The following is a 17406-nucleotide window of genomic DNA, read 5'->3' as shown; positions in this document are numbered from 1 at the left end:
CTACGGTTCGTCGTTCACAACCACCCTGACACTAAGGGGCGTCGCTTCGCTTTGTGTCAAGTGGTTGTGAACAGTTTCTGGTTTAGGCGACGGTAAGTGTGGGTGGCTGTGGGCGGGTTTTGGTGGTTGTGCGGATGATGGTGACCTCCTTGGGTAGTCCGGTCGGTGTTTTTGGCATAGCGGTGATGAGTCCGGCTTCGAGTGCGGCGCGTGCTGCGTTGATGCGGTTGGTTTCGTATTGTCTCCAGGTGCCGTCGAGCACGCTTTGCGGGGTGTAGCCGTTGATGCCGCTGTGGGGCCGGTTGTTGTAGTGCCTGGTAAACCGGGCTACCCATTGGGTGGCGGCGTCGATGTCGGCGAAGACTTTCGGGTAGTACGCAAATCCCTTCATGGTGTGAAACAGCGATTCCATTTGGGGGTTGTCGTTGCTGATGGCCGGCCGACTAAACGATGCGGTGACGTCGTGTTTGGCGAACACACGCTTTAAGGCGTTGCTTCGCATAGCTGCCCCGTTGTCGGAGTGCACGGTTTGCACTGTGGGGTAGCGCGTCAAGATGTCGTCGAAGAGTTTGGATACACCGCGCGCGTCTTCGCGGTGGGTGACCAGCGTGCCAATCACGGCGCGTGAGTACAGGTCGATAATGGTGTGGCAGGCGTAGGTTTCGTTGACGAACGGGCCGGGCAGGAATGTGATGTCCCAGCACAGCACTTGTGCTGGTGCAGTAGCGACGACATGTGGTGGCTGGTTGTTGCCGCGTTTCGACCTGCGTTTGGTGCTTGTGCAGTTGCGGTGTTTCAACAGTCTGTTGTGCTTGCGGGCGATGCGGTAGAAACTGCTCAAACTGGCGATGTAAGCGCCGTGGTTGTAGGCGTTGTAGAACACATCGTCCACGCTGGACTGCGGATTGGCGTCCAGCTGGGCGAGGATCTGGTCGATGTGTTCTTGTGTGAGCCGGGGGATGTTGCGTTCGTGGTGGGCAATCGGGTTGGCGGTTTTCGGCCGTGGGTTGGATTCGTAGTAGATCCGGCTGCGGCTGACTCTCAGCAACACACACGCCCGGGTTGTGGAGTGGCCTAATCCGACAAGTGCGTCGATGAGTCGTTGTTCTTCTTGTCGACCAGCTTCATAGCGTCGCGTTTCGTCTTCGGATAGGCGTTTTCCTCCGCGTCGTAGTCCACGCCAGGAAGATCGGGCATGGACGCTAAAGCTTTTCCCAACACATCACTGGTTTTGACCCATTTATCCAGTTCTTGTTCTTGCCGGGTGAGTTTGCGGTTGGCTTTGGCGAGTTCTTTTTTCAACCGGTCGTTTTCTCGAATCATCGCCTCAACCTGGCGCCGTGACTGCGTAAGGTCATCGGAGGTGTGTTTTCCCACTGTTCCTGCCTTTCGTGTATGCGTGTAATGCGCGATCGATCCGTCTGCAACCATGGTGGCCCACCGGAGGGTGTCAGGAAGTTTGTGTGTGAGGCTCTGATTGAGAAGGAGTTTCACCGATAATGACTACGGTGTCACCGAAGAAGAACCATGACCCGGCGAGGGTCAACGAGATCAGCGAGAAGCTGATGGAAAATCCTGAGCTCGCCAGTTTGATCAGTGAACTGTCGACCTCGGCTGATGATGCAAGCGAGCTGGTCAAAGGCTTGCTGCAGGCATCGATCAACGCTGGTTTGCAGGCGGAGATGGATGCGCATTTGGGTTACGGCCATTCCGACCGCAAGGCGAAAGCCCAGGTGGAAACCGGGCGGGGCAGCAATCACCGCAACGGGTCGTACACCAAGACCGTCGATTCTGGCTACGGCCCGGTGGAAGTGACTGTGCCCAGGGATCGTGCCGGCACGTTTACTCCCCGGATGGTGCCGAAAGGTGCACGCCGACTCACAGAGCTCGACGACATGATCGTCTCGCTGTACGCCGGCGGGATGACCGTGCGCGATATTCAGCACCATTTAGCGACCACCCTTGGGGTGGATATGAGCCCGGATACGATCAGCACCATTACCGATGCGGTCTTGGAAGAGGTCATGATCTGGCAGAACCGTCAGCTCGATGAGTTTTACCCGGTGATCTTCCTCGACGCGCTGCGCGTGAAGATCCGTGATGGCCACCGCGTGGTCAACAAGGCTTGCTACATGGCGGTTGGTGTCGACATGGACGGCATCAAGCACATCCTGGGATTGTGGATCGCGGACAATGAAGGCGCTGCATTCTGGGCATCGGTGTGCGCGGATCTGGCCAACCGCGGTGTCCAGGACGTGTTCATCGTGTGCTGCGACGGACTCAAAGGCTTGCCGGAAGCTGTCGAGGCAACCTGGCCGAATTCGATGGTGCAGACCTGCATTGTGCACCTGATTCGGGCTGCGAACCGGTGGGTGTCGTATCAGGACCGCAAGGGAGTTTCCCGTGCGCTGCGTGAGGTCTACACGGCCGCCAACGAAGACACCGCACGTGCCAGCCTGGATGCGTTCGAGACCAGTGAACTCGGCCGGAAATACCCGCAGTCGGTCAAAGTTTGGCGTGATGCGTGGGAGCGGTTCGTGCCGTTTCTGCAGTTCCCGCCGGCGGCACGACGGGTGCTCTACACCACGAATTCGATCGAGTCGCTCAATGCTGAATTGCGTAAAGCTACCCGTAACCGGGGCCAATTCCCGAACGATACTGCGGCGCTGAAAACGCTGTGGCTGATGATCTGCAACATCGAAGACAAGCGCGCCGCCCAGCGAGCGAGGAAAGCGAAGCGCGAGATTGAATGCAACGGCTATATTGAAGGAGCGAAAGCCACCGGGTGGAAACAAGCCATCAACCAACTAGCCGTGGCTTACCCCGACCGATTCGCGGACTACTTGTAAACCAAACCCCCGCACACAAAGAATCGGACACTCTCGCCCACCGCAGCACTGTCCGGTGGCACAGATCATGCTTGGCTAAAAACGCCTCCTTTTCACCGTAAGGAAGTGCAAGGTAGCGCTGCGCCAGCGACGTCACCGCCGCAGCGTCAAGCACCGCTGGTAGTTCCTCGTCGCCGACCGACGCTGCTTTTTGCTGCGCGCAGGTCAAAAGCCCAAGCTGTTGGCCCCACCGAAAGATCTTGACTCCATACAGCCCATGGCGATCAAGCCAGATACCTTTCGCCCCGTAGGGCAACTGGCGATAGATCGTGACCATCTGCCGCTTCTGAGTGGCAGTAAAATCCAACCCCCGCGAATACGGCTCACACGCTCTAAACACAACCGCGCCAGCCTGCGGCATGACCAGGTCATCCTCGTCGAGGACCTCGCCAGGAGACAGCACCGTCACAGCAAGGGACAACACATCATCAGCACAAAGCCTCCGCCTGGGCAGGCGACCGCTTCGAACCTGTTGACCACCGACCGAAGCTGCCTCGGACAGCGCGTCCGGCTCCGGGATCAACACTGGAACATCGAGCAAAGTCATGAACAAAACCTCCTACGGATCGTTGTTCACAACCAGCCTGACAGAGAGGGCTTTGTGTGGATTTTTACAACGCGGGCGGCGGCAACAGACGCCAAAAGGCCCAGCCGCGCGGGGCGGGCTGGGCCTTGTGGGTGCGGGCGGGGGTTACGCCTCGCTCTTCGGCGCCGCGGTGGTGGTCGCCGCGGTCGACGTCGTGGCGGCCTTGTCCTTCTTGGACGAGCCGGTCAGCGAGGACGAGCCCTCAGCCTTCGTCGCCCACTCCGGCAGCTCGCCGTCCTTGCACAGCGCGGCCATGATGCCCGCGACGGTGGTGGACTTGCCCAGGCGGACGGTGTTCGGCTCGTTGTACTCGGGCGCGAACTTCGCCACCGGGACCTCGCCGCTGAACTTCGGGGACTCTCCGGTGACCGTGCCGTTGTCTTGCGCGACGCGCAGGACCTGCGGCTGGTTGTAAGCCTCGTAGCGCGAGTCCTTCGTCGCTTCGCGCGGCTGGGCAGACAGCTCCACGTCGACCTTCACCGGCTTGTCGTTGTCCACCGCGCCGGTCGCGCCCTTGGGCAGGGTGACGTAGACCTTGCCGGAGGCGTCGACACGCACCTTCGCGTCCTTGATGGTCTTCCCGCCGATGGAAACAGTACCCGTAAGACGCTGGTAGTCCTTCTCCGCGTTGGCGACGGTGATCCCCGTGGAGTACTCGGTGCCGTCGGCGATGATCGGCTTGGACGTGGTCGCGGACGGCACAAGCGGCAGGCAGTTGTCGTTCTCAATCGTCCACGGCGCGACCTCCGCGTCGACGACGGGGGTGATGCGCGACTGCTCGTTGGCCTTCGTGGAGGGGGCCGGGATTTCCCACGCCCACAGCTGCCGGTCGCTGTTCGAGTCGACGCCCAGCTTGGCGGTCACCGACTTACCGTTGGTCTGGCCCGCCCTGACGTTGACGGCCTTCGGATTAGTGACGGCCAGATCCGTCACATCGAGCACCGTGTCGGTGCCCTTGATATCCACCGCGTCCTTCTTGGACGGGGACACCGTGTAGCTCAGCGTGTTGTCGTTTTTCAGTGATGTGTCCACATCCACGGATCGTGTGACAGGAGCGACGGATCGAACCTCTCGAGTAACTCTGCGACACTCGAAACACCTGCGTAACCCAGCGATCCGGCGATATCCGCCACAACCTCCCCCGCCGTTTGCTCAGCCAATAATTCACGGAGGGTCACCGCCCCATCGCGCTTTGCTAACCGACGTCCCTCCGGCCCCACCACCAACGGCACATGAATATAAATAGGCTGGACCAGCCCGAGTTGGTCCGCAAGGTAGGCCTGCGCGGGCGCCGATGCCAACAGGTCGTCGCCACGCACGACCTGGTCCACGCCCTGGTACCCGTCGTCGACCACCACCGCCAGGTTGTACGCCCAATCCCCCGCCTGCGCCTGGTCGGTGCGCCCGCCGCGTTTCAGGATCACGTCGTCCACCGGCCCGGTGAACTCGCCGCGGTAGTAGTCCTGCACCGTCCACTCCGTCGCGTGCGCGCGCAGCCGAATCGCCGGGAGGCGGCCTTGCGCGGCGAGCTCGGAGCGTCGTAACGCACGCTGCTTCTCGGTGAGATCGCGGCAGGTGCCCGGGTACATGCCCGGCTGCGCGTGGGGTGCGGACGCCGCCTCGCGGATGTCGCGGCGCGTGCAGTAGCACTCGTACGTGTCCAGCTGGTCGAGCGCCTGGGCGTACGCGGTGCCGCGTTCGTGCTGGTAGAGCACCGGCGGGTCGAAGTCGAGGCCGAGCGCCTCGAGGTCCGCGATCTGACGCTGCGCCGACTCCGCGCTGGAACGCTCCGAATCAATGTCCTCCACGCGCAGGTAGAAGTGGCGGCCCGTCTGGCGGGCGAACAGCCAGGCGAGCACCGCCGTGCGCAGGTTACCGAAGTGGAGATCCCCGCTCGGGCTCGGCGCGTACCGGCCGGCGGGCGCTAGAAACGTAGACATTTGTGCCATGATAGAGCGCATGTCACCGCGCGTCTCCCGCTCCCCGTACCCCTACCTCGTCGCCGTGTTCTGCGCGGTGTTTCTCATCTCGAACATCACGGCGCAGAAGGGCGTCGCGCTCGGGCCGCTGATCACCGACGGCGCGTTCTTCCTCTTCCCCCTCGCCTACGTCATCGGCGACGTGCTCGCGGAGGTCTACGGCTTCGACGCCGCCCGCCGCGCCGTGTTCACCGGCTTCGGCGTCGCGGTGCTGGCGGTGCTGTCGTTCTACATCGCGATCTGGCTGCCGGGCGCCGACTTCTACGACGGGCAGGACGAGTTCGCCTCCGTACTCGGGCTGCTCCCGCGCGTGGTGGTGGCGTCGCTGAGCGGGTACCTCGCCGGGCAGCTGCTCAACGCGTGGGTGCTGCAGCGCATGAAGGACCGCTTCGGCACGGGCAGGCTGTGGGCGCGGCTCATCGGGTCGACCGTGGTCGGCGAGTTCGCGGACACCCTGCTGTTCTGCTCCATCGCCGCGGGCGTGATCGGCATCGACTCCGCCGGCGCGTTTGTGAACTACGTCGTGGTCGGGTTCCTCTGGAAGACGCTCATGGAGGTCGTGCTGCTACCCATCACCTACCCGACCATCGCCGCGGTGCGCCGGGCCGAGGAGCGGGTGGGCGCGGCGTAGGGGTGTGGCGTTGCGGCGGGGTTGGCGGTTCGGCGGTTCGGCGGTGTTCGGCGACGCCGAGTCCGGCCCGCTGGGGCCCGCCACACGCAGATCCAGCTACAAAGACCCAGCCAATCGGCCCCAGAGGGCGAAAAGCTGGGTCTTACCAGCTGGAAACTGGTGAAAACGGCGGGAACGGCGGGCGTGAGAACGGCCGCGGGGTGAAAACGGCCGCGAACAACCCCGCGAACAACCCCGCGAACAACCCCAGCCCCCGCAACCCCTACCCGCGCGCCCCGGCGTAGTAGCGGCCGAGGAACTCGTCGCGGTAGGCCTCGTAGTCGCCGGCGTCGATGGCGGCGCGGATGTTGTCCACCAGCCGGATCATGAACTCCAGGTTGTGCATCGTGCACAGCGTCCCGGCCAGGTACTCCTTCGCCTTGAGCAGGTGGTGGATGTACGCGCGGGAGTAGTTGGAGGAGACGTAGCCCCCGAACTCCTCGTCCACGCCGGAAAAGTCGCGCTTGAACCGGGCGCCGGCGAGGTTGAGCCGCCCGTCGAGGGTGTACACGCCACCGCGGCGGCCCAGGCGGGTCGGGGCGACGCAGTCGAAGGTGTCGGCGCCGGCCTCGACGGCGGTAAAGATGTCGTCGGGCTCGGAGATGCCCAGCAGGTGCCGCGGCATGGACACGGGCAGCTCGTCGGTGACCCAGCCGACGATCGTGCCCAGGTTTTCCTTCTCCAACGCCCCGCCGATGCCGAAGCCGCCGAAGCCGCGTCGGCCCTCGTCGCGCGCCTCGCGGTCCAGGTCCAGCAGGCCGCGAACGGCACGGCGTCGCAGGTCCTCGTACTGGGCACCCTGGACCACGCCCCAGAGGGATTGGCGGGGTTTGGCGGAACGAAGCGTCGTTAAGCGATCATGCTCTACCAAGCACCGGCGAGCCCAGCGGCGCGTGCGCTCGACGGAATGTTCCTGGTAGGCGCGGGTGTCCACGAGCGTGGTCAGCTCGTCGAAGGCGAACATGATGTCGGCGCCCAGCTGGTGCTGGATCTGCATGGACACCTCGGGCGTGAAGCGGTGGGAGGAGCCGTCGATGACGCTTTTGAAGTCCACGCCGTCGTCGTCCACGCGCGCCATGCGGTCTTTGTTCGCGGCGCGGATGTCGGACTCGGTGAGCCCGGCGGTGTCCATGGCCAGGACTTTCTTGAAGCCGACGCCGAGGCTCATCACCTGGAACCCGCCGGAGTCGGTGTAGGTGGGCCCGTGCCAGTTCTCGAAGGCGGCCACGCCCCCGGCCTCGTCGACGATGTCGGCGCCGGGCTGGAGGTAGAGGTGGTACGCGTTGGACAGGATCGCCTGCGCGCCGGTCTCGCGGATCTGCTCGGGCGTGAGCGTTTTCACCGTCGCCTTCGTGGCTACCGGGATGAACGCCGGGGTCTGGATGTCCCCGTGCGGGGTGTGGATGACGCCGGTGCGCCCGTGGCGGCCCGGCGCGGGTTCGAGCTGTGTGCGCGCCTCAAAGCTCAGGTCCTCAAAGCTCAGGTCCGTCATGCGTGCTCCCCTTCCAATTCGGTGCCCTCGACGTCAACTTCCGGCAGCAGCCTGTCCAGCCACTTCGGCATCCACCACGTCGCGCGCCCGAGGATGAACATGGTCGCCGGCACGAGCGACATGCGCACGAAGAACGCGTCGAACAGCACCGCCACGCCGAGCGCGAAGCCGAAGATCTGGATGAACGGCAGCGGCTGGTCCAAAAACGCGATGAACACCGCAATCATAATCACGGCGGCGGCGGTGACCACGCGCGCGCCCTGCGCGAAACCGTCGATGGTGGATTCGTGAACGGCGCGTTGCGTATCGACGTCCTTTCGGCGCAAATACGCCTCCCTCATCCTCGTGACCAGGAACACCTGGTAGTCCATGGCGAGGCCGAACGTCACCCCGATCATGAAGATGGGCAGGAACGACAGGATCGGGGCGGGCGTGTTCACGAGCCCGAACAGGCCCTCCTGGAACACGAGCACCGTCACGCCGAACGCCGCGCCGACGGAGAGCAGGAAGCCCAGGCCCGCCACGAGCGGCACCATGATGGAGCGGAACACGATCATGAGCAGCACGATCGCCAGCCCCACCACGATGGTGAGGTAGAGCGGCATGGCGTTGGCGAGCTCCTCCGTGATGTCCATCTGCACGGCGGTGAGGCCGGTCAGCCCGATGTCGGTACCGGTGGCGTCCTCCACCTGGCGGGTGACCTCCCGCACGCCGTGCGCGACGTCGAGGGTGTATTCCTCCTCCGGGCCGCCTTCCGGGGTGGCCAGAATCTGGGCGGCGGTGAGGTCGTCGTTCGCGCCGATGAGCTGCGCGTGCGCGATGCCGTTGACGGAGCCGACCTGCCCCACCGCATAGAGGAAGCTCGCGAGCGCCGCCTTCTCCGCGTCGCCGCCCGCGCTGTCCGGGATCGCGGACATGTACGGCTGGAGGATCTCCGCGCCCGGGTTCACGGTGTGCGCGTCCACCACGAGCAGCAGCGGCGCGTTGACGCCGGGCCCGAAACCTTCCGCCATGAGGTCGGCGGACTTGCGCTGCGTGGTGTCGTGGTTCGAGGTGGAATCGGACGGCAGCGCCATCTCCAGGTCGAGCACCGGCAGGGTGAGCGCGCCGAGGCCGAGCACGACCACGGCCATGACCAGCCCGGGGACCTTCTCTACGACACGCACCCAGCGCCGCCCCATCGAGTTCTGGTCGAGGTCCTTGCCCGGGCGCTTCCCCGGCCCGGGGTTGCCCGCCACGCCCGGCACCTTGCCCGCGAACGCCTTCGACCCCCACGCGCCGAGCAGCGCCGGCACGAGCGTGAGCGCGACGAGCACCGCGATGAGCACCGTCGCCGCGGCGGCGAAGCCCATCCAGGTGAGGAACTCGATGCGCGCGAGCGCGAGCGCCACAAGCGCCGTGAACACGGTCGTGCCGGCGAACACCACCGAGGAGCCCGCCGTGCCCACGGCCATGCCGGCCGCCTGGTCGGGCGGCAGCGTGCGGGATTCCTGCCGGAAGCGCGAGAGGATGAACAGGGCGTAGTCGATGCCCACGGCGAGGCCGATCATCACCGCGAGCACCGGGGTGACGTTGTTGAGGTCCACCCAGTGCGTGGTGAGCAGCACGAGCAGCGCGCCGATGCCCACCCCCACCACGGCGGAGAGGAGCGGGATTATCGACGCCGCCAGCGACCCAAACGTGACCACCAGCACGACGAACGCGACGCCGAGGCCCACCATCTCAGACGTGGTCTTCACGGCGATCGGGTCGCCGAACCCGGCGCCGCCGGCCTCCACCTCAAGCCCGGCGTCGCGGCCGAGCTGCATCGCCTGGGTGACCACGTCGCGATCCGCCTGCTCGACGGACATCGAGGATTCGGCGTTGAAGTCGAAAGTGGTGTAGCCGATGCGCCCGTCGTCGCTGAGGGTGCGCAGGTTGTGGGCGTCCGCCTTCGCGCTCTCTGCGGGCATGCCCATATCCGTCATCTGCTCGATGACGGACGCCTGCAAGTCCCGGTTCACCGTGACGGGGTTGCCGAAGCGCTGGCCGTCCACCCCGAGGTGGTCGTGGATGTAGTTGACCGTGGCGTCCACCGCGGCCATGTACTCGGGCGTGTCCAGGCGCTGCCCCTCGGGCGCGGCGAAGACCACGTTGACGCTCGGGGCGGTGGCGACGTTGCCGGCGTCGGGGAAGTTCTCCTCGACGGCCGTGAGGGCGTCGATAGCCGGGGTGCCCTCGATGGCGAACTCGGAGGTGAACGGCCGCATGAGGCTCAACGCCGCCGCCGCGGCCGCGCCGAGCAGGAGCAGCCACGCGACGATCACCCGCCACTTGTGCAGGTAAGACCAGCGTCCGAGCTTGTACAGCAGCTTCGCCACGAAAAAACGTTTCCCTCTCGTCGTACGGAAAAAGCCCCCGTTGCCGGGGGCTCAATCACATTGGCGGTAGCGGCGGGATTTGAACCCGCGGTGGTTTTGACACCACACTCGCTTTCGAGGCGAGCACCTTCGGCCGCTCGGACACGCTACCGCCGACTAGGTTAACGGCAGCGTGGCCGAGAAACCAAATTAGCGGTCGCCCTCAGCCTCAGCCGCGTCGCGCTTGTCCTCGAGCTTCGCGGCGACCTCGTTGGCCTTGTCCTTGATGGCCTCGCCAGCCTCGGAGAGCTTCTCCTTGACGCCACCCTTGAGCTGGTCGGCCTTGCCCTCGTTGGTGAGGGACTCGTTATCGGTGGCGCTGCCGAGCGCCTCCTTGGCCTGGCCCTTGAACTGCTCTGCCTTGTCTTCGAAACCCATAATCATTCTCCTTTTCGTTGGTGTATCGCTTGCGTCCGCCCAGTGTAGGTGCTTCCCCGGGGGCCGTGGGTAACGATTCAGTTACTCCTCACACCTTCAAAGAACTCCCCCAGCATCCGGACAGTTTCGGCCTCGAGCACGCCCCCGCGCACCTCCGGGGCGTGGAGGTGGCGCGGCTCGCGGATCGCGTCGAGCACCGAGCCGACCGCCCCCGTCTTCGGCTCCCACGCGCCGAAGACCAGCGAGGACACCCGCGCGCCGAGGATCGCCCCCGCGCACATCGTGCACGGTTCCAGCGTGACCACGAGCTCGCAGCCGTCGAGGCGCCACGTCCCCAGCGTCCGCGCGGCGTCGCGGATCGCCTCCACCTCGGCGTGGGCGGTGGGGTCGCAGTTCGCTTCTCGACGGTTCACGCCCCTGCCCACCACGTTCCCCGCAGCATCGAACACGACGGCGCCGACCGGGACGTCCCCGGCCGGCGTCCGCGCCGCCACCGCCATCGCCTCGCGCATGCGGGCCTCCGCGCGGCGGGCCGGGGCGCTGACCGACTCAGCCAACGGTGTCGGCGAGCTCGTCGCCGAAGCCCAGCTCGTCGGCGATGGTTTGGGCGAGGTCGGCCGGATCGGCGTCGTCGTCAAGCAAAATGCTCAACCGCTCCTCGGACAGGCCAAGGTCCGCGAAGATGGCGAAGTCCCCGTCCGCCCAGGCGTCGACGTTGTCGAGCTCGTCCGGGTCGATGTCGGGGATGTCGATGTCCGCCTCGTCGAGGATGTCGGCGGCGAAGTCGTCGTCCACGGCCATCGTGGCGTCGGAGATGAGCACCCGCGTCTGCGACGGGCCGGGGCGCACGACCACGAGGTAGTCGTCCTCGACGTTGAGCAGCGCGAACGCCGCACCCTCCGCGCGCAGGGCGCGGACCGCGCCGACGGAGGTGGCCAGGTCCGTGAAGTCGTCGTCGAACTCGCGCACGAGCCACGCGCCGTCCGCCTGCGCGACGGTGACGGCGTATCCGTCCGGGTAGTCCTGGCTCATGGCGCTCATGGTTTGGAAGCGTAGTCCGCGGGCGCGGGCGTGTCACTAGAGTTGTGCGCGTGACTACGCCTCAACTGCCCCCAGTGTGCATCGTCGGCCTCGGACTCATCGGCGGCTCCCTCATGCGCGACCTCCACGCGCGCGGCGAGCGGGTGTACGGCTGCACCCTGCACGGGGCGCGGGCCGCCCGCCGCGACGGCTTCGACGTGTGCGACTCCGTCGAGGAGGTGCTGCGCCGCGCCGAGGCCGACCGCGCGTTGGTCGTGGTCGCCGTGCCGATGCGTGCGGCGGCCTCCGTCCTCGACCAGGTGGCCGAGCTCGCGCCCTCGTGCTGGGTGACGGACGTGGTCTCGGTGAAGCAGCCCGTCTACGACCTCGTCGTGGAGCGCGGCCTGGCAGCGCGCTACGTCGGCGGGCACCCGATGGCTGGCACCGAGTTCTCTGGCTGGACCGCCTCGCAGGAGGGGCTGTTCGCCGGGGCGGCGTGGGCGGTGACCTTCGACTACGCCCGCGAAGCGCCGACAGACCGGGACTGGGCCGCACTCTTTACGACGGTGTGCACGCTCGCCCGCGTCGTCGGCGCCGAGGCGGTGCCCGTCTCCGTGGCCCGCCACGACGAAGCCGTCGCCCGCGTCTCCCACCTGCCCCACGTGATCGCGGAGGCGCTCGCGCTCGTCGGCGACCGCGGCGGCACCCTCGCGCAGTCCCTCTCCGCCGGCTCGTTCCGCGGCGCCACGCGCGTGGCCAGCACGGAGCCCGAGCTCGTGCGCAACATGTGCGAGACCAACGCCGCCTCGCTCGTGCCGGTGCTCGACGAGTTCATCGCCCTGCTTACCGACGCTCGCGCCTCCCTCGACTCCACTCCCCCCTCCATGCAGGCCCTCGCCGAGTCCGGCCACCGCGCCCACCTGCGCATGGCGGCCCGCCACGGCGCGCGCCGCGAGTCCGTCTCCCCGGTGAAGATCTCCTCGCGCCCCGTCATGCGCGTGCACCCGGGCGCCCCGGGATGGGTGCACCAGCTCGAGCAGATCGAGTCGCTCGGCGGGCGCGTCGAGGTGTTCTAGGGGGCTGCTGGGGCTGCTCGGGCGCCGCTGCGCTACTACGCGTTGTCGCGGCGGCGGCCCAGCGCGATGTACACGCCGCCGAGCAGCATGGCCAGGATGCCCAGCGCGATCACGCCGCGCATCGGGGTACCGGTCTCGGCGAGATCCTCATCGCGCTCGTCGTCATCGTCGTCCACGATCGTCGCGCGGGTGGTGCTGCCGTTGGAGACAACGCGGGCCGTCGCGGTGGAACCGCCGGAGCGGGCCACGACGCGCGCGGTCGAGGTGGCGCTGGTGGAGCGGCCGGTGGACACGCCGGACGTGGTGGTGGACGTGGAAGTCTTCGACGTCGTGGAGATCTTCGTGCCGCCGAACGGCTTCGAACCCGCGCCCGCGGCGCCGGCGATCGCGGCAACCGGCAGCAGCGCGGAGGAGACCACCGGCTTGGCCTGGTTGATCACCTGGAGGATCTCCTGCGGGCGGTTCAGCGAGGACGTCGGCGTGACCTTCGGGTCACGCTTGAGCTCGAACAGGACCTCGTCGGTGCCGCGGCCCACCAGTGCGCGCTGGTTGAGGTAGCCCGCCGGAGCCTCGTCGAGGGAGAGCTCGAAGCGGTTCACGCCCGGGTTGTCCGGGATGATGTCGATGTCGGCGTAGCCGTCCGCGTCCGTGAAGCCGATGACCTTGCCGCCGACAACCTTGAACGAGGCGTCCTGGACGGTCTTCTTGTCCTCGGTGATCACGCGCACGCGCATGGACACGATGTCGGATTCCTTCGCCGGGGTGGTCACCGGGGCGGTCGTGGTCGCGGACGCCGCCGGCTCGGAGGACTGAGCCGGCGTGGTCGTTGACGGAGCGGAGGACGGGGCAGTGCTGGACGGGGTCGCCTCCGCAGAGGAGGACGGCGCCGCGGTCTGGGTCACCACCTTGTACGGCGAGCCGAGCGCCAGGCCGGCGACGCCCGCGTAGTTGTCCACGAGGCGGCGCTCCTCGGCGGAGACCTTGCCGCTCTCCAGCTTGAGGCCGCGGCCCGTGCCGTCGCTGAAGACGGTGGCGCCACCCTCCTCGTTGTACGCGTAATCCAGCGCTCCGAGCTCAGCGAGCTTCGTGCCTGCCGCAACCTCCGCCTTCTTCGGCTTGGCGGTGGCGGCCTTGCCGTCCACGTTCAGCGTCCAGACGGAGGCGTCCTTCCCCTTCACCGACACCGCGACAAGCTCGTTGTCCTTGCCCGGCACCGCGGCCCAGGCGCGTGGCGTGCCGGCGCTGTCAAGGTCGGTGAGCTCGAGCTTCTTCGTGGTGAAGTCGAGGTCGGGCATGCCCTCGCCGGCGGCGTCGTCGCTGAGGTCGAGGGTGTGGACCCGTTGGCCGTCGAAAAGCACGAGCGTCCCCGCGGAGGTGAACGCCGCGGAGGTGATCGACGTCGCGTCGCCGCCGGGCAGCTCGATTTCGCCGAGGTCCGCGACGAGGCCCGACGACGGCGCGATGCGCAGCAGGTGGCCGGCGGGGTAGCCGTCGCGCGCCTCGGAAATGGCGTACACGCGCTGGTTCTTGGGGTTGCTCGCGAGCGCGGTGTAGGTCCAGCCGTTCGAGGCGTAGCGGGCGTCCGCGGTGCCCGTGCCGTTGCCCTCAACAGGGGCCTTCACGCTTGTCGACGGCGTAACCGCCGACGTCGCCGGCGCCGAGGAGGGGGCGTGGCTGGTAGACGGCGTGGTCTCCGCAGCGCTCGACGCGGGGCTATTCGAAGACGGCGTGTCAACCACCGGCGCGTGCGTGGTCGTCGGCGTCTGCGCGGACGCCGCCGGGACCATCGTGAGCGAGCCCGCGACGGTAGCGGCGAGCGCAAGCCCGACCATGCGGTTGACCTTGGAATTTGCAGCCATGATTACCTCTCGAACGTGAAAAAGCGCGTGTGCGCCCCCAAAAGCACCTACGAATGTATACGGCTCCTATGACTTTCTCAATACATTCGGAGACATCGCTGCGGGGTCGGCCGCCACGAGCTGAGGTCCTATTTGCCCCAGCGCGAAATAAGACGTCAGCGCATATAAGACGTCAAGTGGGCAGGAGGGGCAGGAAGCAGCGCAGCAGGGGTTGAACTCACACCGCGGTGCGCCACCCGGGAACGGCGAAACCCGCCGCGGCGCCGTGTTTGGCGCCGGGCGGGTTGTTGCGGGGCGGGTTACTTAGCTTCCGTCGCCTTGGTCTCCGTCGCCTTGGTCTCCGCAGCCTCGGACTCCTTCGCGCCGCGGTCGCGCTTCGAGGAGCCGCCGAAGATGGAGCGCTTCTCCTTCGTCGTGGCGGTCTCGGTCGCCTCGGTGCCGGTGGCCTCGGCCTCGCCCTTCTTGGACGAGGAGGAGGAGCTGCCATCCGCGGACGGCTCGTTCCAGCCGAGCTGGCAGCTCGCGTAGAACAGGCCGGTGAGCAGGCCGGCGATGGCGAGGATGCCCACGCCCGCGGCGGCCGCCGGGGCAGCCGGGTTGATCTCGGCCAGCTGCGCGTTGACCTGGTTGATCTGGGCCTGCCACTTCGCCTGCGCCTCGGTGACCCACTCCGGCTGCTGGAAGTTGATGTCCAGGTTCACGTTCGGCATCATACGGCGCACGGCCTCGTTCGCCTGCGCGGCGGCAGCGTTGAGCTCGTCCTCGTAGCGCATGCCGATACCACCCATGACCGCGGCGAGCAGGCCGAGCGGCACGAGCCACGCCACCGGGTTATTCACGGAGGAGGCGGTGGCCAGGCACTTGCCCAGCGAGCTGCCGTCCTCCGCCTGCGCCACGTCGGTCGCGGGCTTGTCGGTGGCGGTGCCGTTGCCGCCGATGATGGCGCCGCCCTCATCAGCCTGCGACGGGGTGAGCAGCTTGAGGCTGATCCGGCGCTCCTCGGCGCCGACCTCGAACGTCTTGCTCTTCAGGGTCGTGCCGGCCTCGAACGAGTTCTGGTTCGGGTCCGCCGGGTCCGCAAGCCGCAGGTTGCCCGGGTTCTTGATCTCGAAGTAGTACTCGCCGTACGGCGCCGACTCGAAGCGGACGTTGCCGTCCTCGTTGGACTCGCCCTTGACGGCCGGGCGGCCGTCGGTAGGCACGAGCGTGATCTCGAGGCCGCTTACGCCCTCGCCCGGATCCTGCTTCGCGTTGCCGTTCTTGTCGTTCCACGCCACCGCGTACACGTCCTGGGCCAGCGGCGCGCCCTCATCGACGATGATGTGCGCGTTGCCCTTGATGTTGTCGCGCGGGGAGATGATCAGCTCCGACGACGGGTCCTCGCCGTAGTCCGGCTCGCCGTCGAACTGCGTGCCGCGATTCGGACGCTTGGGCAGCTCGCCGCGCGCCTCGGCGGCGTCGTGGTGCTTCGCGCCCGGCTTGAGGCCCTCGGGGATGTCGGCGGTGAAGATCACCTTCTGGCCCGGCAGCAGCGTGCCGTTGAAGCCCTCCGGCTGTTTCACGTCAAGCTGGTAGCACTGGGCACCGTCCCGCTTCTCCCCAACCTTCACGGGGATGCACTTCTCCTCATCGACCCCGTCTTCGTAGACGACGTCAGCGAGGCTCACGTTCACCATCGGCGCGGAACCGGTGTTCTCCACCTCGTAGGTGAAGGAGAGCGCGTTGTCCGCGGCCATCTTCACCGGGTCGTCGGCGTTGGAGGCGAAGCGGGCGTTGACCTTCTTCTCCACCGAGCCGTCGACAAACTTCGCGTACGCCGAGTCCGGGGCGGAGCCGACCGCCTTGCCGGCAGAGGTCTTGCCGTTGGCCGTCGCCACGTTGTTGAAGTCGAACGCGTCCTCCGGCGCGTCGATCTCACCGACGAAGTGCAGCTTCTCACCCGGCTTCAGGCTCTTCGGCGTCGCCGTCCAGCCCGCCGGCATCTCCAGCTTCGGGGTCACGCCGCGCTTGGCAAACTCCGGGTCATCCAGCGTGATGTCCGTCAGCGTGTCCTTGCCGGTGTTGGTGACGTAGAAGTCGTAGCGCAGCTTCTCGCCCTTGATCAGCGTCATCACATCGTCGACGTCGTTGCCGTCGGCGTCCTTGACCTTGCCCACGCCGTTGGCGTCGCGGTACCAGACGCGCTTCTCCAGCTTCAGCGACGCGTCCTTGGTCAGGTGGATGTCCGGCAGCTTGACGTCCTCGCCCGCGCGCACCGGCACCTTGATCGGATCCGTATCGCGGCCGTCGCCCGGGGTGAGGACCTCAATCTCGTGCACACCCGGAATCGCATCCGGGATCTCGAACGTGCCGTCGTCCTTGACCGGGATCACGCTCGAGTTGCCGCGCGGGTCGGTCACCACAACCACCGTGCCCGGCACGGCCTTGCCGTTGCCGTCGTCGACGCGGCCCTTGATGGTCTGCGTCTCCGGTGCCTTAACGCGAATCTCGCCGATGTCTGTGAACTTGTCAGACTCGACCGTCACGGTGCGGTTCAGCGGCTTGCCGGTGACGTCCTTGTCCGGCCAGCCCTTCGGCAGGTCGATGACGAGGTCAAAGTCGGCCTTGCCCTCCGGGAAGTAGGTGAAGTCAATCGGCGGGGTGACAAAGAACCCGTCCGCGTCGACCGTCAGCGGCACCTCGTAATCGAAGGTCTTGCCCGTCGACGGGTCGGTCACGCCCTTCTTCACCAGCTTCAACTTCGCGCCCGGGATCTGGCGGCCGGAGTCATCCACCAGCCAGCCCTGGAACGAACCCGGCTTCGCTCGGCCGGTCTTGTCCTCGTGCGTCAGCTCCGGCTTGTCCGCCTTGAACGACGCATTCGTCGGCTCTCCGCCCTTCACCGGGACAACTACCGGCTTCGGGTTGTTGTAGCCCTCAGGCGTATCGACGACCACAACGTAATCACCGTCAGGCAGATTCGGAACGGTAAACCCACCGTTCTTATCCGTGACAACCGGCTTGCCCACCTGGTTGCCCTTACCGTCCTTGATGGTCACCGCCGAACCCGGCAGCGGCGT

General features: G+C 66.5%; 14 protein-coding genes, 1 tRNA gene and 1 pseudogene. 3 read left to right on the top strand and 13 right to left on the bottom strand.

Going from position 1 to position 17406, the window contains the following annotated elements:
• Positions 1-82: 82 nt before the first annotated feature.
• Positions 83-1051, bottom strand: coding sequence for a DDE-type integrase/transposase/recombinase (locus CJEDD_RS00660; RefSeq protein ID WP_074432590.1), 969 nt, complete (start codon positions 1049-1051; stop codon positions 83-85).
• A 23-nt stretch (positions 1052-1074) separates the two neighbouring features.
• Positions 1075-1494, bottom strand: coding sequence for a hypothetical protein (locus tag CJEDD_RS00655; protein WP_273657565.1), 420 nt, complete (start codon positions 1492-1494; stop codon positions 1075-1077).
• A gap of 5 nt (positions 1495-1499) precedes the next feature.
• Between CJEDD_RS00655 and CJEDD_RS00650 the strand changes: the two genes are divergently transcribed.
• A complete protein-coding gene (locus CJEDD_RS00650; protein WP_273657485.1) occupies positions 1500-2849 on the top strand; it encodes an IS256 family transposase in 1350 nt (449 codons plus the stop codon).
• On the opposite strand, the gene CJEDD_RS00645 is transcribed toward CJEDD_RS00650, so the two are convergent.
• The 3 genes from CJEDD_RS00645 to gluQRS all read right to left on the bottom strand — a co-directional run bounded on the left by CJEDD_RS00645 (position 2800) and on the right by gluQRS (position 5414).
• Positions 2800-3435 (bottom strand): hypothetical protein, encoded by a 636-nt coding sequence (locus CJEDD_RS00645; protein WP_273657564.1) that lies wholly within the window; start codon positions 3433-3435, stop codon positions 2800-2802. The genes CJEDD_RS00650 and CJEDD_RS00645 overlap by 50 nt on opposite strands.
• A 144-nt stretch (positions 3436-3579) precedes the next feature.
• Positions 3580-4506 carry a hypothetical protein gene (locus tag CJEDD_RS00640; protein ID WP_042410327.1) on the bottom strand — a complete coding sequence of 309 codons (927 nt, stop codon included), beginning with the start codon at positions 4504-4506 and terminating at the stop codon, positions 3580-3582.
• A complete protein-coding gene (gene gluQRS / locus CJEDD_RS00635) occupies positions 4491-5414 on the bottom strand; it encodes a tRNA glutamyl-Q(34) synthetase GluQRS (protein ID WP_042410328.1) in 924 nt (307 codons plus the stop codon). The genes CJEDD_RS00640 and gluQRS overlap by 16 nt, the downstream gene beginning before the upstream one ends.
• 19 nt (positions 5415-5433) lie before the next feature.
• Here gluQRS and CJEDD_RS00630 point away from each other — a divergent pair, with 19 nt between their 5' ends.
• The gene (locus CJEDD_RS00630; RefSeq protein ID WP_042410325.1) at positions 5434-6084 is read left to right on the top strand and encodes a queuosine precursor transporter; all 651 of its coding nucleotides are present in this window, start codon (positions 5434-5436) and stop codon (positions 6082-6084) included.
• A gap of 262 nt (positions 6085-6346) precedes the next feature.
• On the opposite strand, the gene tgt is transcribed toward CJEDD_RS00630, so the two are convergent.
• The 6 genes and pseudogenes from tgt to CJEDD_RS00600 form a co-directional block, all read right to left on the bottom strand.
• The gene (tgt, locus tag CJEDD_RS00625) at positions 6347-7615 is read right to left on the bottom strand and encodes a tRNA guanosine(34) transglycosylase Tgt (RefSeq protein ID WP_042408594.1); all 1269 of its coding nucleotides are present in this window, start codon (positions 7613-7615) and stop codon (positions 6347-6349) included.
• Complete coding sequence (locus CJEDD_RS00620) at positions 7612-9975, bottom strand: MMPL family transporter (RefSeq protein ID WP_042408591.1); 2364 nt, start codon at positions 9973-9975, stop codon at positions 7612-7614. The genes tgt and CJEDD_RS00620 overlap by 4 nt, the downstream gene beginning before the upstream one ends.
• A 61-nt stretch (positions 9976-10036) precedes the next feature.
• Positions 10037-10126 (bottom strand) — tRNA-Ser (locus tag CJEDD_RS00615).
• A gap of 38 nt (positions 10127-10164) precedes the next feature.
• Positions 10165-10326: pseudogene (locus CJEDD_RS00610) on the bottom strand (CsbD family protein); the annotation flags it as partial.
• A 143-nt stretch (positions 10327-10469) separates the two neighbouring features.
• The gene (locus CJEDD_RS00605) at positions 10470-10904 is read right to left on the bottom strand and encodes a nucleoside deaminase (RefSeq protein ID WP_042408597.1); all 435 of its coding nucleotides are present in this window, start codon (positions 10902-10904) and stop codon (positions 10470-10472) included.
• A gap of 37 nt (positions 10905-10941) precedes the next feature.
• Positions 10942-11424, bottom strand: a complete 483-nt coding sequence (locus CJEDD_RS00600; RefSeq protein WP_042408585.1) for a tRNA adenosine deaminase-associated protein — start codon at positions 11422-11424, stop codon at positions 10942-10944.
• A gap of 122 nt (positions 11425-11546) precedes the next feature.
• Here CJEDD_RS00600 and CJEDD_RS00595 point away from each other — a divergent pair, with 122 nt between their 5' ends.
• The gene (locus CJEDD_RS00595) at positions 11547-12488 is read left to right on the top strand and encodes a prephenate dehydrogenase (protein WP_420536349.1); all 942 of its coding nucleotides are present in this window, start codon (positions 11547-11549) and stop codon (positions 12486-12488) included.
• Between the two features lie 35 nt (positions 12489-12523).
• Here the strand turns inward: CJEDD_RS00595 and CJEDD_RS00590 are convergent, their stop codons facing one another.
• Together CJEDD_RS00590 and CJEDD_RS00585 are read right to left on the bottom strand one after the other, a co-directional pair.
• Positions 12524-14347 carry a hypothetical protein gene (locus CJEDD_RS00590; protein ID WP_157034508.1) on the bottom strand — a complete coding sequence of 608 codons (1824 nt, stop codon included), beginning with the start codon at positions 14345-14347 and terminating at the stop codon, positions 12524-12526.
• 299 nt (positions 14348-14646) lie between these two features.
• Entirely contained in the window at positions 14647-17385 is a 2739-nt protein-coding gene (locus CJEDD_RS00585; protein ID WP_042408579.1) for a DUF7507 domain-containing protein, read from the bottom strand.
• Positions 17386-17406 lie beyond the last annotated feature (21 nt).

Source organism: Corynebacterium jeddahense, from assembly GCF_028609865.1.
Lineage (GTDB): Bacteria > Actinomycetota > Actinomycetes > Mycobacteriales > Mycobacteriaceae > Corynebacterium > Corynebacterium jeddahense.
Note: the sequence above shows the minus strand (reverse complement) of the source record. Positions and strands in the feature narration are given on the sequence as shown.